Origin of the sequence: Chitinophaga rhizosphaerae, from assembly GCF_003958645.1 — a bacterium.
Lineage (GTDB): Bacteria > Bacteroidota > Bacteroidia > Chitinophagales > Chitinophagaceae > Chitinophaga > Chitinophaga rhizosphaerae.
Genome location: NZ_RXLO01000005.1, coordinates 372258 through 388373 on the forward strand (window position 1 = coordinate 372258; position 16116 = coordinate 388373).

The 16116-nt window shown below is 55.9% G+C and carries 12 protein-coding genes; 8 read left to right on the plus strand and 4 right to left on the minus strand.

What is annotated here, in order from left to right; all coding sequences use genetic code 11:
- The first annotated feature begins 2 nt into the window (after positions 1-2).
- Positions 3-458 carry a hypothetical protein gene (locus EJ361_RS14460; RefSeq protein WP_126246338.1) on the plus strand — a complete coding sequence of 152 codons (456 nt, stop codon included), beginning with the start codon at positions 3-5 and terminating at the stop codon, positions 456-458.
- 200 nt (positions 459-658) lie between these two features.
- Here the strand turns inward: EJ361_RS14460 and EJ361_RS14465 are convergent, their stop codons facing one another.
- Genes EJ361_RS14465 through EJ361_RS14480 form a run of 4 tightly spaced genes read right to left on the minus strand, consistent with a single transcriptional unit; the run spans position 659 to position 8286 of the window.
- The gene (locus EJ361_RS14465) at positions 659-3358 is read right to left on the minus strand and encodes a sugar-binding domain-containing protein (RefSeq protein WP_126246339.1); all 2700 of its coding nucleotides are present in this window, start codon (positions 3356-3358) and stop codon (positions 659-661) included.
- Positions 3359-3371: 13 nt separating this feature from the next.
- Positions 3372-6707 carry a DUF5107 domain-containing protein gene (locus EJ361_RS14470; protein WP_126246340.1) on the minus strand — a complete coding sequence of 1112 codons (3336 nt, stop codon included), beginning with the start codon at positions 6705-6707 and terminating at the stop codon, positions 3372-3374.
- A gap of 17 nt (positions 6708-6724) precedes the next feature.
- Positions 6725-8065, minus strand: coding sequence for a sugar porter family MFS transporter (locus EJ361_RS14475; protein ID WP_126246341.1), 1341 nt, complete (start codon positions 8063-8065; stop codon positions 6725-6727).
- 5 nt (positions 8066-8070) lie between these two features.
- Positions 8071-8286, minus strand: coding sequence for a hypothetical protein (locus tag EJ361_RS14480; protein WP_126246342.1), 216 nt, complete (start codon positions 8284-8286; stop codon positions 8071-8073).
- Positions 8287-8476: 190 nt separating this feature from the next.
- Here EJ361_RS14480 and EJ361_RS14485 point away from each other — a divergent pair, with 190 nt between their 5' ends.
- From EJ361_RS14485 to EJ361_RS14515, 7 genes are all read left to right on the plus strand, one after another.
- The gene (locus tag EJ361_RS14485) at positions 8477-9361 is read left to right on the plus strand and encodes an AraC family transcriptional regulator (protein WP_126246343.1); all 885 of its coding nucleotides are present in this window, start codon (positions 8477-8479) and stop codon (positions 9359-9361) included.
- 55 nt (positions 9362-9416) lie between these two features.
- Positions 9417-9878, plus strand: a complete 462-nt coding sequence (locus tag EJ361_RS14490) for a YhcH/YjgK/YiaL family protein (protein ID WP_126246344.1) — start codon at positions 9417-9419, stop codon at positions 9876-9878.
- A gap of 41 nt (positions 9879-9919) precedes the next feature.
- Positions 9920-11113, plus strand: coding sequence for a glycosyltransferase family 87 protein (locus EJ361_RS14495; RefSeq protein WP_126246345.1), 1194 nt, complete (start codon positions 9920-9922; stop codon positions 11111-11113).
- A 62-nt stretch (positions 11114-11175) separates the two neighbouring features.
- Entirely contained in the window at positions 11176-12645 is a 1470-nt protein-coding gene (locus EJ361_RS14500) for a PhoX family protein (RefSeq protein ID WP_126246346.1), read from the plus strand.
- Between the two features lie 95 nt (positions 12646-12740).
- Positions 12741-14501 (plus strand): cytochrome-c peroxidase, encoded by a 1761-nt coding sequence (locus tag EJ361_RS14505; RefSeq protein ID WP_126246347.1) that lies wholly within the window; start codon positions 12741-12743, stop codon positions 14499-14501.
- Positions 14502-14597: 96 nt separating this feature from the next.
- A complete protein-coding gene (locus EJ361_RS14510; RefSeq protein ID WP_126246348.1) occupies positions 14598-15602 on the plus strand; it encodes an outer membrane beta-barrel protein in 1005 nt (334 codons plus the stop codon).
- Positions 15603-15910: 308 nt separating this feature from the next.
- Positions 15911-16096, plus strand: coding sequence for a hypothetical protein (locus tag EJ361_RS14515; protein ID WP_126246349.1), 186 nt, complete (start codon positions 15911-15913; stop codon positions 16094-16096).
- Positions 16097-16116 lie beyond the last annotated feature (20 nt).

Here is a 16116-nt window from a genome sequence, read left to right on the forward strand (position 1 = left end):
AAATGAGGATTAAATTATATGTATTTATTCTAGCTTTTCCAATAATTATGTTCTCCTGTGCAAAATTATGGGGAGATAATGACTTGGGGAGTAATCTCACGCTATTGGAAGGAGATAGAAAAGAAGATAGAGTTATTGTCTATTGTAGTTCAAAATCAGGTGTTTGCGAAAGTGGCATACCTGTAGTGCCGAAATATGAAAGACAGTTCAACAAAGATGGCCGGTACGCCGAATTTGTGGACGCCGCAGTTGCAAATAAGGATTGGATAATTGTTAGAACAATTGAGTTGCGGAACAATTCCAAAAATTACTGGCTAATAGATAAAAAATTTTCACTTCCCGATGACTGTATCAACATAAATTGTGACAGCATTTTACAAAAGCATGTGATTGGTCCGCTCGATTCAAGTGGTTTCATAATTAAAACCGAATCGCTGAATATTAACTTATCATTTTAATAGACTGTCTGATGATCATCAGACTCTGAACATAAATTGTACATTATTTTTATATAGCCAGCAAATATTGCTGAACGCAAAAGATCTACAAAAAAATAAATGCACCGGCTTCTACCGGTGCATTTATTTTTCGAGTTACATGGATTGGGGCAATACATTTGCCTTACCTGATCGAAACCAAGTACGGTTTAACCTGGAAATTATTTCAATAACGACAACACCTGCGCTTCCGTAAGCGCCGCCTTCGGCTGGAAGCGCCCCCTGTGCATATAAGCCATCAAACTGCGTTTGAGCTGCTGTGCACCGGGGTCGTTGGTGAGGTTGGCGGAAACGAGCATCAGTTTGCCGCTGCCCACTTTCGCTTCGATCACATTCGCCATTTTGCGGTTCTTGAAGAAGTTATCGATCACCCGCACCACTGGGTCGATGGGCGGAAGCTCGTCGAGCACCATGGTTTTGGAGGCGGTGATGATGTGCCACCATTGCCAGTCGGACCATGCTTCCGTCGGGAAATCCGCCAGCGCAGGGTGCTTCGGGTTGCAGAGCACACCCATGGTACCGGGTTGGTCGGGGAAATGGACCGGGCTCCAGAACACCGGCGCGAAACGGCCCGCTACGCCGCGGATGTTGGCCGTGTCGGGGTTGAGGAGCACTTTCTTGCCTTCGCCCAGCAGCGCCATGGCTTCGGTGGCGGAGCGGGTATAATGTACGTCGGCGAATTCGCTGTTTTGATTTTCAGGATACACCCAGATGTTCCAGCGGTTATGCCGTTCGCCGATCCGCAATTCGATGGTCAGCGCCGTGGCTTTGGCGATCCCCGCCAGTGGGAAACTGAATTCCCCCATCTGCTGGCCCGTGCCTTCGGCGATGTTTTGCCGGCGGAGCTTTCCGCGGAAAAGGACTTTCCCGTCTTTCCCCGAAACGATCCATTCGGGCGTAACATTGTTTATAGTGCCGCCGCTGAAATTGGCTGCTTCCGCAGCAGCGGAGAAGGTTTCCCCGTTACGGTAACTGGCTTTTTCGAAGCGGAGGAGCGGAACGGCAGGCTGGCAATACATCCTGTGCTGCGCGGGCGTTACGAGGCCCTTGCTGTCCCAGAACGCGTCGAGGATGCCGATGAGAGCGGTGCCCTGGCCGGGGAAGTCGTGCAGGTCGAGCAGTTGGAAACCGCTGAAATATTTCGTTTTCATCGCCCGTTCGATCTCTTCCTTATACAACAGCGCCGCGAATTTCCCGCTCGATCGCAGGAAGGCGGGCGCCAGGTGCAGCAGGCCTTTCCGCTGCAGATCGTTCCGGATGGCTTTGAAGTTCAGCGGGTCGAGGACGCCGGTGTACTTTTTGATCTCGTCCATATTCGGAAACACGGAATATTGCCCGATCTCATGCGTGATGATCGGCACGGGCAGGCCTTCCGTTTCCTTTGTATAATCGTTGTTGAAAGATGGGGCGATGGTGTTGAAGATGCCCTGTCCGCGCACCCATCCTTTTTTCGTCCATTGGGTGATGAAAAACTCGTCGCCCGGTTCGGGCCAGCCGCCGTGATCTTTCTGGAACGTGAAGCTGGTGGTGGTGTAAAGGTGGCGGGGATCAGCTTTCTTCAGCTTCGCCACCATCGTTTCCAGCCAATCGAAATTCCCTTCCAGCTCATTTCCCATGCTCCAGAACGCAAACGAGGGATGGTGGCCGTATTCGCGGCTGATGTGTTCCGCTTCCAGCGCCAGCCAGCGGTTCATGGCGGTATCTTTGCCGGCGTTGTTGTTCCAGAAAGGAAGCTCCGCCTGCAAATAGACCCCCATCGAGTCCGCCACCGCGAAAGCGGCTTCCGGCGGGCACCAGGAATGGAAACGCAAATGGTTGAGGCCGTATGCTTTGGCGGATGAGAACACTTTCGCCCAGCCTTTCCTATCCATCGGCGGGTGACCGGTCAGGGGAAAGATGGCGCATTCCAGCGTGCCGCGGAGGAACATGCGCTTGCCGTTGATCTGCAATTGCGCATTTTTGTTGGTGATTTCGCGCCAGCCGAACCGGAGCTGATGGCGGTGTGCCGAAACGGGCGTTTTCAGCTCTGCGGAAAGCGTGTGCAGTACGGGTTTGAACTCGTCCCACTCCGCGAAACCCTCCGGTACCGCAAGCTCCGCTTCCACTTTGTTTTCCCCTTCCTTCAACTGTACCGGCACCGCTTTCTTCAGGCGGGCGGTTTGTAAAAGCAGGGTCCCGGACGAAACGGGGCCCGCGTTCATAACGTTTATGGTGATGCGAAGTATGCGGTGTTGCAGGTCGGGCCAGGTTTGCACGTTCGTAATGTGCGCCGCCGGCCGGGATTGCAGTTCCAGCTTGCCCAGGAGCCCGTTCCACATGATCTGGGTGCCGTCTGTATAGGCATGCGCCATGTTGTTGGAGCTCATGTCGTACTGCCGGCGGTTATCGACCCGGATCACGATGCGGTGTTTGCCGGGCGTGAGCGTTTTTCCGAGATCGTACCGGTGCGGTGTGCTGAGCAGTTCCCGTGAACCGATCTCCTTGCCGTCGATCCAGACATGGGTGGTCCAGAGCACGCGCTCGAGGAAAAGCGATATTTCGTTCCCTTTCCAGTTTTGCGGGATAACGACCTCGCGCGCATACCAGGCCGGCCCGATGTAGCGGTGCTTCCTGGTCAGCATGAGCAATACGCTGCGGGTGAGGGAGTCGGCCGACAGCGAAGGTTTCGCGCCCACGCCGGCATCGTCGAGCGTGCCGGGCAGGCGGAGCGTTTGCGGGAAAGTTTTGTTTTGCCAGCCTTCGGAAATCCCTTTGTCCAGCGAGTCGGTGGCAAACTGCCAGTTGCCCGCCAGCGACAGGTTTTGCGCCGTGGCCGTTATGGAAAGGAGGACGAAAAGTGGTATGAAAATGAGTCTTTGCATGATCTGCGTTGGTTTATACGGAAGCTGTCTTCGTTGTTTCCTGGATGATGGACAAATGTGCTTGGGCGGCGAAGTGCATATCTTTCCCCAGTACTTCGTGGAAAGCGGCCGACGCGGCAGCGGTTTCGCCGAGGCCAAGATAGCCCAGTCCTTTTAGAAACACGCAATGCAGGCGGTTTCTTTCGGTGAGATCGTCTTCAAAAATGAGCAGATCCGGCAGCGACACCGCGAAATATTCGATGCGGACCTCATCTTCCGCGTGCAAGGTGCCGTAATCGAGCAGCTTGCGGAAAATGGCGTCTGCATTTTCTTTCCGGCCAAGTGCGGCCCATGCCAGGCCCTGGTAGAAGATTTTTTCGGGCGGCGCGTCGTTGTAATACATGGCGGCCGTTGGTTCGGAAGTGCCTTCCGTGGCCCGCGTGAAGTATTGTACGGCTTCGGCGCTGTTGCCCATGGCTTCGAGGGCTTTGCCCATCCAGTAGTGGATATCGTTTTCGCGGATGCCGAACAGTTTTCCTTCTCCCAGGGAATCTGGCCACTGTTGCGCATTGCGGAGCTTTTCCACCGCGGCTTCGGGCATGCCGTTGGCCAGATCTTTACGGGCCAGTGCGGTGAGGGCGTAAACGTATTGTCCGCTCACCTTGCCTTCGCCGCCTTCCCAGGGATGGAATTTTCTTTGGAGGATGAGCTGCAACGCGGTTTCGTGCTCGCCGAGGTAATTGTACAGCGCGGCATGTTCGAGGTAAAGATCATCGCGCCACTGTACGGCCGCGGGGTAGCGTTCCAGGCGACTGAGGCGCTCCCGGGCCGGGGCTCCCAGCCGTTTATGCAGCTGATCGAGCTCCATGAGCACGCGCGCATCTTCCGTATCCAGCGAAAACGCTTTTTCGAAATGTTGCAGCGCGCCGGCGGCGTCGTTGCGTTTGTTATATAGCGCAATGCCGAGGTTGCGGTGAACGGTGGGGAAGTTTTCGTCCCTGCGGATAGACTCCTGCCAGAGGTCGATCGCTTCGTCGTATTGTTTTTTATCGTACCATAGGCAACCGAGATAGTACGGCGCTTTCCCGTCTGCAGGGTTTTGCGCGATGGCAAACTGCAGGATGTTCACGTCTTCCATCCGGTTGGGGAAGCACAGGTAGGGATCGGCCGCCGCTGCCCGTTGAAGGGCGGCGGTGGCAGCTTGCGCATCGCCGGAGCGGTGATGGCACCAGGCCAGGTAATAGAATTTCAATGGCGAAGCATCGTCTGGCAGCAGGCCCAACCAGGCGATGGCTTCTTCGAAAAGCCCGGCGGCGATCATATCGAGGGCATTTTCGAGGTAGTTGGGTGCATGGTTCCGGGCCAGGCGCTGCAAGGTGTTTTGGGCGGTTTCCGCTTCGCGGGATTTGCCGGTGGAATGGAGGGAAAGCGCCTGTTCGTGGTAAAGCCCGATATTGAAAAGATCGCGGCGGAGGCCTTCGGCGCAAACGGCCAGCGCTTCGTTGTACCGCCCCATTTTGCGCAGGATGGCGGCTTTCAGGACGCGGGCTTTATTGTTGCGGCCGTTCCTGTCGATCGCCCAATCGATCTGCTCCAGCGCTGTTTCGTACCCGCTGCGCGCGGTGCTGAGCTGCGCCAGGGCAAAATAACCACTGTCTTGCCAGGCGCTGTTCCATACCGCCTTATGGTACTGCTCGTAGGATTCGTTGTTGCGGCCCTGCATTTGCAGGCACAGCCCCAGGTTGTACAGCGGCTCGCCGTCGTAAGGGTTGGGATTGCGCTGGGTGAGGGTTTCCACGGCTTTGCGCAGGAATGGTTCCGCTTTGGCGAATTGTCCGCGGCGGAGGTACCAGGCGCCGAGGGCGTTGTTGCAGCGCACGTCTTTCGGGTCGCGGCGCAGCGCCTCGCGGTAATAATCCACGGGCGAATACGTGGCGTGGCGGTATTGTTCGAGATGCAGCCCTGTGAGGAAGAGCTGTTCGTTGTTTTCGGTATCCGCGGGCGATTTGGCGGCTTGGGCGGGCGCGGGGATTTCGGTTTCCGTTTTCGCGGAAGCCTGGTAGCGGAGGCGCACGTTGCCGTCCGTTCCGCGGATGAGGGTTTCGATGGCGGATTCGGGGGTTCCTGCGGGAAGGGGGATGCGTTGTTCGAACACCTGTTCCGGCGAAACGTTGAATACGTCCTTGAAGATGACCTCGCTGTTCAGTTTCACTTCCAGCGATTGCAACGTTTCCGCACCGGTGGCGAACACTTTCACGAGGAGCGTGCCGTTTTCCAGGGAACTGTGGAGGAGGAGGTCTTTGCTGGCGTTCTGGATAAGGCCCAGTTGCCGGTAGGGAAGGAAATACTGGGTGAAGGATTTCTCTTCGTAAGGCATCAGCCAGCTGAAATCGGGCTGGTTATCGGTATAGACGCCGGTCATCAGCTCGATGTACGGCCCGTCTTCATCGGTCAGGTTCTTATCCCAGGCCACCCCGAAATCGCTATGCCCCCAGGTCCATTGTTTTTTGCCGGGCGAGATGTGATGGTTGGCCACGTGCAGCACGCCGGCTTCCGTATCGTGTTCGTATCCGCCCACAAAATCGTAATCCGAGCGGATCGCCATGTAAGACGTGGGTACGGGAATATTTTTATATTTCGAAATATCCGTTCCCGGTGCATAATCCACTTTGTAATAGGTACCGGTGGCGATGGGGAAGGAAGACACGTCCCGCTTGCCGTGATCGAACACCGCATGCACGTCTGGCGGAAAAACGGATTGGTAATGATCGTTCACTTTCACGGCCGGGTTCGCCCACCAGAGGAAGGTCTGGGGCAGGGGCGTGCGGTTGTAAATTTTACCTTTGATCTCGAGGTACGCCTTGTCCGGATGCAACGTAAATCCGGCCATGCCTTTCGTCCGGAACATTTTTTCGATTTCGTTCACCCAAACGGTCACGCTTCCGTCTGCATTCGTTTCTATGGTATGGTCTACCGCTTCGTAAGTGCTGGGGCGGTGATGCTGTGGCCAGTTGAATTCGATGCCGCCGGAGATCCACGGTCCGCAGAGCCCTACCAGCGCCGGTTTGATGACCTGGTTATAATAAATGAAATGCCTGTTGCCGATCTTGTCGAACGCCATTTGCACGCGCCCGCCCAGTTCCGGGAGTATCATGATCTTGAGATACCTGTTTTCCAGGAATACCGCCTTCCAGCTTACGTCCTCCCTGTCATCGAGGATTTTTTCGATCACCGGGTTGGGATACACCGCCCCGCTGGAGCCCTGGTATACCCGTTTTTCGAAGAACATGGGGTTCCTGTCGGGACGGCCGACCCCGTAGGTCGGGATAATGATGCTTTCTTCCCAGACCTTCACAGCGTAATTGCTCATTGCCTTTTATGGTTTAATTAATGTCCAGTTATTTGATGTTCCAGTTGTTCCAGCGTTTTACCTTTCGTTTCCGGTACTTTCCGGCGAACGAACAGGAAGCCGAGGAAACAGATGCCCGCATAGAGATAGAAAGGCCCGTAAGTGCCGAGTTTTTCGGCCAGTATGGGGAATGTGAATACGAGTACGAAATAGGCGCCCCAAAGCGCCACGATGGCTACAGACGACGCGAGGCCGCGCACCTTGTTGGGGAAAATCTCGGAAATGAGCACCCAGGTCACCGGCGCCAGCGATGTAGCGTACAGCGCAATGGCCGCCAGTACGAATACAGATACGAGGCCCACGGCCGCCTGCTGCTTCAGCAACAGCGCCAGCACGATATACACGACCGACAATCCCAGCGATCCCGCCAGCATCAACGGCCGCCGCCCCAGCTTATCTACCTGCCACATGGCCACCAGCGTAAAAACGAGGTTCACGATCCCGATGGAAATGGTCTCGAACAGCTGGCTGTTCAGGTCGGCCCCCACGGAAGCGAATATGGTGGAGGTGTAATTGAACACGATGTTGATGCCGCACAATTGTTGGAACACCGCCAGCACGATGCCCACCGTCACCGCAGGCCGAACGGCCTTGCTGAACACCATTTTCAGGTTGGGGCGGGGTTCGCCCGCCAGCGAGGCGGAAATGTCGCGCAGGGTGTTGGCCGCGAAGTCTCCCGCGCCGATGCGCGCCAGGATGCGGGAAGCCTCTTCCAGCCGGCCCTGCGCCGCAAGCCAGCGCGGACTTTCCGGCAGCCTGCTCACGCCCAGCAAAAAGATGAACGACGGTACCGCGCCCAGCCCGAACATCCAGCGCCAGGCGTCCACGCCCTTGCCGGCGAGGAAATAGTTGACGAGGTTGGTGATGAGGATCCCGATAACGATGGTGAGCTGGTTGATGGATACGTTCCTTCCCCGTAAATGCGCCGGTGAAATTTCGGCGATGTAGAGCGGACTGAGGATCGAAGCCATGCCTACGCCGATCCCCGCCGCAAAGCGCATGGCGGTGAATACGGTGAACGAATTGGAAAACGCCATCCCGAGCGATGAAAGCGTGAATATCAGCGCCGCCAGCAGCAGTCCGGGTTTGCGGCCGAACCGTTCCGCCAGTGCCCCGGCCATCGCGCATCCGGCCATGCATCCCAGTGCGAGGGAGCCGGTGAGGAAGCCTTCCCACCAGGCGTTCAGCCCGAAAGTCTCGCGGAGGAACGGCAGCGCGCCGGAGATCACGGCGAAGTCGAAACCGAAAAGGTAGCCGCCCAGCGCGGAAATGAAGGAAATGCCCAGGATGTAGCGATGATGGAAGGTCGTTGTCTGCATGTTTCTTATGGTTGTATCCAGTTCAGTTTTATTGATATTTTCCGGTGAGCGCTATAATAGACCGCGCCGGCAGCGCCACGTCTGCCGGGTTGGGGTCTTAAAAATAGCCCGGAATTTAATTTATCGCCGCTTCCGGCCGCAGATTCCGTCCATACCGTAGACCCGGCGGCCATACGGCGCCAAAGGACAAGATCGGTAAAACGGCGGATTCCTTTTTTCATAACCGGTATTTAAAGCGAAGTGGACCTGCGGAACGCAGGATACAAATATTGGATTTGCTGCGCTGGGGTTCAATGGCCTTTCTTATGGTTATGATGGATAATATTATGATTTCAATATTTTGCTATTTTTGTAGAAAGCCATATTTGTTACTTTTAACATGGATTTTATTATGATGAAAATTGCCAGCTTGTGATACGGAAGAAAGAGGGTTTCGATGGCCAGCGGGCCGTGGTGCTGCCGCGCAAGATCATTGCCGGGCCCTGCGCGGCCGACCCCCTCGTCAATGGACTCTACATCACCGACATCGGGTATTATCCCAAGGCGCGGTACCATTTCCGGCAGCGGAACAATGGGGTAGACCAGCATATCCTCATCTATTGCCGCGAAGGCCGGGGAACGGCCACCGTCGACGGGCGGGAATACGCCCTGGGGCCGGACGATTTCATTTTCATCCCCGCCGGAAGCGCCCATCAATACGCCTCCGACGATGCCGATGCGTGGACGATCTACTGGGTCCATTTTAAAGGGCCGCGCGCTACAGACGCTGTTGCCGCCCTCACGCGCAGGTTCAGCGGCCATATGGGCCGCGTCACTTTCCAGCAGAAGCGCCTCGCCCTGTTCGAGGATATGTACGCCAGCCTGGAGCGCGGGTATGGGAGCGACAACCTCGGCTACGCCAATATGTGCCTCTGGCATTACCTGTCGGGCTTCCTTTATGAAGAGCCCTTCAGCCTTTCCGAAAACCGCTCCAGCCGCGATGCCGTGGAGCAATCCATCAGCCACATGCGCGACAACCTGTCGGCCACGCTCACGCTGGCCGACCTGGCGGGGGCCGTCAACCTGTCGGCCAGCCATTATTCCGCCGTGTTCCGCAAGCGCACGGGGTATTCGCCGCTGGAGTATTTCCATCACCTTAAAGTGCAGAAAGCGTGTCAATACCTCCTTTTCACGGACATGCGGATCAAGGAGATCGCCTGGGCGGTGGGGGTGGAGGACCCATACTATTTCTCACGGATGTTCAGCAAGCTCATGGGCGTGGCGCCCCAACAATATCGATTGCGGCGCGGCAGCTGAAACGGGGTTTTGCGGAACGGGGAAACGGTGTATCTTGCCCGCCAATTCTATATCCATGATCATCGACACATTAGCGAACGCAGGTTTATACGCCGGATTGGGCGACCGTTTTCAGACCGCCTTCCGCTGGCTCCGGGAAACTGACCTCGCGAGCCTCGAAACAGGGAAACACAGCATCGAGGGCGACCGTATCTTCGCCATCGTCAACGAGTACGATACCATTCCCGCCGAAAGCGAACAAATGGAATCCCACCGCAAACATATCGATGTGCAATACATCGTTTCGGGGGAAGAGCTGGTGGGGCACGATATGCTGCGCAACCAGCAGGTAAGCCGGCCGTACGACGATAACGACGATTTCATGCTGTATGCCGACCGTCCTTCTTTCTACACCAAACTCGCCGCAGGCGATTTCGCGGTTTTCTATCCCACCGATCTGCACATGCCCAATTTGATCTCCGGAAAGTCGGTTCCCGTGCGGAAGATCGTAATCAAGATCGCGACGGATAAAAAATAGCGGGGCTTTTACTAATTTGCGGCCGTATCTAAAAAGTTATCATGTCTAATAAACGGTTCACACTGGCCTGGCTGGGCGGGAAAGAGTGGCTGGCGATGCTGCTCTGGTTCGGGTTGTCTATGGTGGTGGGCATCAAGGAATTCGCTGTCCATAATTATAACAACTATACGATCTTCAAGCACGTATACCTGCATACCATTAACGGTCAAACGATCTACGGGCCTTATCCCGACGTGTATTTTGACGTGAATAATTACGGTGTGCTGTTCAGCGTACTCATCGCGCCGTTCGCCCTCATGCCCGACTGGCTGGGGAGCGTGCTGTGGGTGCTCACCAACGCGGCGGTGCTGATGCTGGCCATCCGGACCCTGCCGCTGGGGCGTATCCAGCAGAACCTCATCATGATCTTCGCAAGCCATGAGCTGATGGCGGCGAGCAGCTATTTCCAGTTCAACCCCATCGTGGCCGCATGTATCATATTCGGCTATACGATGATGCGGAAGGAAAAGGATTTCTGGGCCGCTTGCTTCATCATGTTCGCAGCGTTTACCAAGCTCTACGGGATCGTGGGGCTGGCGTTCTTCTTCTTTTCCCGCCACAAGCTCAAACTGATTGGCAGCTTAATACTCTGGAGCGCGATTTGGCTCGTACTGCCCATGGCGATCTCCTCACCGGAATTCGTGCTCCGCAGCTACCGCGAGTGGTACGAGGCGCTGGTGCTGAAGAACGATAAGAACGCGCAAATCGACCATGGCGTGGTATTGCAGGATATTTCCGCGATGGGTTTCATCAAGCGTACGTTCCGCCTGCCTTATTTACCGAACATCGTAGTGATGGGCCCGGCGCTGGTGCTCTTCGCCGCACAGTATATCTGGCTGAAATACTGCCATGACGTGCGCTACCAGCTGCTGATCCTCTGTTCCACGCTGCTGTTCACGGTACTGTATTCCAGCAGCTCCGAATCGCCTACCTACATCATCGCGTTCCCCGCGGCCTGCATCTGGTTCTTGCTGCAACCGCGGAGCACGGCGGCGAACATCTTCTTCGTGTACCTGCTCATCGGTACCAGCTTCTCGCATTCCGACCTGGTGACGGCCTGGGTGAAACGTAACCTGGTAGTGCCTTACGCGGCAAAAGCGATGCCCAGCCTAATATTATGGCTGCTCATCGTATACCAGGTCCTGTCGCGGAGGTTTTTGCGCTGGCCGGGACCGGGAACGCAGTTTTCACATTAATTTCATCTTGTAGTAACACAGGGGAAACATCCGGCGGGGATATTGCATCAAAATTGCAAATTATGTATCTGAATCGCCGGAAGCTTCCCCTGTTTCCTTTAGCCTTTGCATCCATGCTGGGCGCTTGTAACAACAACGACAAACCTAACGAAGAACCCCAGCTCCCCGAGCTGAAATCTTATTCCGTAACGCCCTCGCTCGTGAAAACGATGCCGGGTTTCGGCGATGTGAAGATCATCCCGCTCATCAGCTCCGACGATAAACTGGAAGGCACTCCCAATTTCGTGTACGGCGCGCAGCCCGACGGTGGCGGCATGCTGAAAGACCCTTCCGGCAAAGGTTTTGTCATGGTACAGAACCACGAGATCCTTTTTTCCGTATCCCGTTTGTATCTCGACAATAACCTCAAACCGCTCCGCGGCGAATATATCGTAGACGCAAAAGGCGGCAAGATGCGCCTCTGCTCGGCCACCATGGCCACTCCGGAAGAGCATGGCTTTGGCCCCCTGTTCCTCACCGCCGGTGAATCCGACGGGGAATCCATGATCCACGGCATTCCGCCCTTCGCATCTGCGGGCGACAAACAAACCGACCGTACCCTGCCCGCACTGGGTAAGTGCAGCGCCGAAAACGCCGTGCCTTTGCCCAAAACCGTATATCCCGGTAAAACCGTCATCTTCATCGGCGAAGACGAAAGCTCCCGCCAGGGCCTGGGCCAGGTGAATATTTATGTAACCGCTTCCGCCGGCAACATGACCAACGGCACGCTGTACATGCTGCGCCGCAAAGACCTCAAGACCGTGGAAACCGATATGGAAGTCGGTAAAACCTACGATGTGGAGTTTGTACCCTATGAAAACGTAGCCGCCAGCACCGGCGCGCAACTCGCCGCACAAACGGTCGACAAGAAAGCGATCCAGTTTGCCCGTGTGGAAGACCTGGATTACGGCAAAGGCAGCGCCGCCAACAACCGCAAGCTGTACTTCACGGCAACCGGTGTAAGCCAGGCCGACAAAACCACGCCGGTAGAAGGGCTTACCATGTGGGGCCGCGTATACCAGCTGGAACTGGACGCAGCAGATCCCCTGAAAGGCAAGCTTACCCCCATGGTAGACGGGAACACTGATCCCGGCAACAGCATCGTGAACCCCGACAACCTGTGCGTAACGCAGAACTTCGTCTACATCCAGGAAGACGGAGACTCTTACTACAAAGCCAACAAGCACGACGGCCGCATCTGGCAGTACAACCTCGCTACCAAGGAAATGAAGCCTTTCCTGGAAATGAACCACCGCAGAGACGATGCCACGTTCAACGGCAAATACAATCCCGGGAACGATATCCGCCTCAGCAGCTGGGAATACGGCGCCATGTACGATATCTCCGAGCTTACCGGCCGGCCCAACACGTTCATCGTAAATATTCATCCCCATACCTGGGTAGACGATAAATTCCGCAACGCAGACGGCTCCGGCATTACCACCAACAGGGAAGGCGGGCAAACGGTTATCGTAACCGGTGTACCTCGTTAAACCTATGATTGAGTAGTCCCCCTTTTATTCTTAGCACTATAAACACGAAGGGTTCCCCTGTTTCCAGGGGAACTTTTTTCGTAAAAAGCGGAAATATGAATAGACCCGTAAAATGGATTTTAGCGCTTTGCGCGGGATGGATGGTCTGCTGGGCGGCCTGCGGCCGGAAGCCGGACAACTTCGATGCGCAGATCCGCAATATGTTGCTGGAGCAGACGGATACCTTACAACGGCGGACAGACAGTTTACTGGCCATGGCCGAACGGGGCGAAAGCGAAGCGGCGCTGCAGGCGGCTTTCCTGGATTGCCGGCGGGCGTACAAGCAGCTGGAGTGGTTCAGTGAGTACTACGCGCCGGGCACGTCGCGGCTGCTGAATGGGCCGCCGTTGCCGGAAGTGGAAACAGAGGAAACGAAAATGGCCGATCCTGCCGGGTTGCAGGTGGTGGAGGAATCTTTGTACCCGCTGGAAAGGGAATCCCTCGCGCCGGCGGTCCGTTCTTTCGCGGCGTCTATCATCGCGCTTCGGCACACGGCCAATAATACCCTTTTCGATACCGCCCACGTGTTCGACGCGGCGCGCATGGCCATGTTCCGCCTGGCGGCGCTGGGTTTGAGCGGGTTCGATACGCCGCTCAGCCGGCAGGGCATCGAAGAAGCGCGGGAGACGCTGGCTTCCGTGAAATTTCTTATGGGGATGATCGGCGCGCCGGATACATTGCTTCACCGCTTTGAAACAGCGTCTGCGGCCGCGAAGGGTTCGCCGGAAACGTTCGATTTCGCGGGATATTATGCCACGCAGCTGCATCCATTGACGCGCGCGATGACGCAGTGGTATAACGTTGCGGGATATCCGCAGGTGAAGGAATTGCTGGCCATCGATCCGCTGGCGGGCTCGTTGTTTGACAGCGGTGCCATCCGTGCGGCGTTTTTCGTCCATCAGCCGGATGCTATCCCTACACCGGAAAAGACCGCGCTGGGAAAGTTGCTTTTCCATGACCCGAAACTCGCCGGCACCGGGAACCGCAGCTGCGCATCCTGCCACCACCCGGACAAAGCATTTACGGACGGCCTGGCCCGGAACGTGTCGCTGCACGGAGGCGGGCCTATTGCGCGGAACACGCCGACGGTGATGTATGCGGGCCTGCAACAGGGCCAGTTTTACGATATGCGTTCGCCCACGCTGGAGAACCAGGTGATGGACGTGCTCCAGAATCCCCATGAAATGCAATCCTCCGCGGCAAACGTGGCGCAATGGATCACCCGCGATTCCGCGATGCGCAGGATGTTCGTGCAGGCGTTCCCGGACATGGGGGATTCCGTGCGGCCGCGCTTCGTGATGGCGGCCATTGCGGCGTACATCCGTTCTTTGCAGCCGTTCTCTTCACCGTTCGATGCGTTCATGCGGGGCGACGGGGAGATCGGGGAGGAGGAACGCCGCGGTTTCAACGTATTCATGGGCAAAGCGAAATGCGCCACCTGTCACTTTTTGCCGCTTTTCAACGGAACGGCGGCGCCGGCGTTCACTTCCACGGAATCCGAAGTATTGGGTGTGCCCGCATCGCCCAATAGCCGCAAACTCGACGGTGACAGCGGCCGCTATGCGCATGTGCCGCTGGAACCATTGCTTTTCGCTTTCAAAACACCGACGCTGCGCAACATCGCCAAAACGGCGCCGTACATGCATAACGGCGCTTACCGTACACTGGCGGAAGTGGCGGACTTTTACGATACAGGCGGCGCCGCCGGCATCGGGATATCGCTTCCCAACCAGACCCTGCCGCCAGATTCGCTCCGGCTCACGGACCGGGAAAAGCAGGATCTCGTGCGCTTCCTGGAGAGTTTGACGGACCGTTAGAAGGGTTGTTAAATGCGTGAGGAATGACAGATAATCGACTGAAAATCCTTAACTTAGAAGAAGTACGCTTCATCTGTCACCAAAACAACTACGCATATGAACAGGATAAACCATGCAATCCTGGGGTTGACGGCGTTATTGTTGGCCCAGGGCGCACAAGCCCAGCATATTCCCAAAAAGATGTACATCAAGGTAGCCGGTGGTTACTTTTTCAGTGTTTCGCCGGGTCAGTTCCCGGACGTAGGCCCTTATCCTCCCAGAGACATCCGTAATAATGTGAACCCTGCTTCGGGCGCGGTCACGGAAGTATTCGAAAAGGTGTTGACAGGGTCTTACGGCGAAGGGGTGCGCGGCGGCATCTCCATTGGATATAATTTTAACAAGAACGTGGCTATTGAGGGCACGTTCAACTATTACCACAGTAAAAACAACCTGATGACGCGGAACGTCAGCGTGTTCGAGGGGCTCAACAAAGACGCGGCCCGCATCGAGTCGGACGGCCACGTGAATGCGATCGATTTTGCGCCCAGCCTCGTGCTGAGCCCGGGATACGAAAAGTTTAACCCTTATGTGCGCTTCGGATTCGTGGTGCCGCTGTGGGGGAGGCTTTTCATCGAAACGGAAGCGATGCGGATGAGCCGTCCTGCCGGGCTGCCGCTGCCTGCGGGCGCCATGGTGCGCACGGATATTTCCCGGAAAGAGGAGATCAAGCCAAACCCTACCATCGGTTTCCAGGGCGCGATGGGCTTTAACTATAACGTTTCCCGGCGGATAGACGTGTTTGCCGAAGCGGAATACCGCAATGTGCCGGTGAGGAGCAAGAGCAAGGAGGTGACTGAATACAATGAGACCAATAAAGTGGTGAATTTACAGTCGGGCCAGGAATTAAGCCAGCTCCCTGGCCGGTCGATCGGGGACCTGAGCACGGCAGAGCGCGAAACCAGGTACGTGACCGTGCTGGACGAGGGCTCCAACACGCCTACGGGCACATCCGGCTCAAAAACGATTTACAAGCATGATAATGCCCCTGCCAACGACCTGAAGTCGTACATTAACATCGGTGGTCTGGGGCTGAATGCGGGAGTCCGCATCAAATTCTGATGATTTTTCCGGCGGCGCAAACGGCCCGTTGAGCCGCCGGTTTTTCTTTCCAGGTATTTTTACTATATTTGCTGAATGTCAGGATTGATCATACAGCCCATTATCCGCATCGCCCGGTACGCTACACCGGTTGCAGGGCCCACGTATGCCTGCAACAACGTATCATTCAGGACATTTTGCAAGAAGTTGTATTACTGCTCAAATTTTAAGGACTTCAATACGCTTGCCCTGAACCGCTAAAAAATGTGTCTCCGGGTTCAGGGGTTTTTCTTACTGCTTTTATTTCGATGCTAAATTGAATTGCTCAGATGCGAAATCGGGAAAAGGTTTCCATCGGCGGCATGATTTTGCTCGTTTTGGTGATCGCCAACGCGCTGATACTGCGCACTGCGCTGACCACTGATGCGGGCTGGTACCGGGCTTTATACATATCCCTGCCATTGCTGCTGATTGTTTTAATCGGAATGTTCCGAAAGCCCGGTGCGAAGCCATAAGAACCGCGCCGGAAGGCCAT

Bases quoted from the DNA above. Each gene is read 5' to 3' on its own strand.
- EJ361_RS14460 (WP_126246338.1), top strand. From the start codon at position 3: ATGAGGATTAAATTATATGTATTTATTCTAGCTTTTCCAATAATTATG.
- EJ361_RS14465 (WP_126246339.1), bottom strand. From the start codon at position 3,358: ATGCAAAGACTCATTTTCATACCACTTTTCGTCCTCCTTTCCATAACG.
- EJ361_RS14470 (WP_126246340.1), bottom strand. From the start codon at position 6,707: ATGAGCAATTACGCTGTGAAGGTCTGGGAAGAAAGCATCATTATCCCG.
- EJ361_RS14475 (WP_126246341.1), bottom strand. From the start codon at position 8,065: ATGCAGACAACGACCTTCCATCATCGCTACATCCTGGGCATTTCCTTC.
- EJ361_RS14480 (WP_126246342.1), bottom strand. From the start codon at position 8,286: ATGAAAAAAGGAATCCGCCGTTTTACCGATCTTGTCCTTTGGCGCCGT.
- EJ361_RS14490 (WP_126246344.1), top strand. From the start codon at position 9,417: ATGATCATCGACACATTAGCGAACGCAGGTTTATACGCCGGATTGGGC.
- EJ361_RS14495 (WP_126246345.1), top strand. From the start codon at position 9,920: ATGTCTAATAAACGGTTCACACTGGCCTGGCTGGGCGGGAAAGAGTGG.
- EJ361_RS14500 (WP_126246346.1), top strand. From the start codon at position 11,176: ATGTATCTGAATCGCCGGAAGCTTCCCCTGTTTCCTTTAGCCTTTGCA.
- EJ361_RS14505 (WP_126246347.1), top strand. From the start codon at position 12,741: ATGAATAGACCCGTAAAATGGATTTTAGCGCTTTGCGCGGGATGGATG.
- EJ361_RS14510 (WP_126246348.1), top strand. From the start codon at position 14,598: ATGAACAGGATAAACCATGCAATCCTGGGGTTGACGGCGTTATTGTTG.
- EJ361_RS14515 (WP_126246349.1), top strand. From the start codon at position 15,911: ATGCGAAATCGGGAAAAGGTTTCCATCGGCGGCATGATTTTGCTCGTT.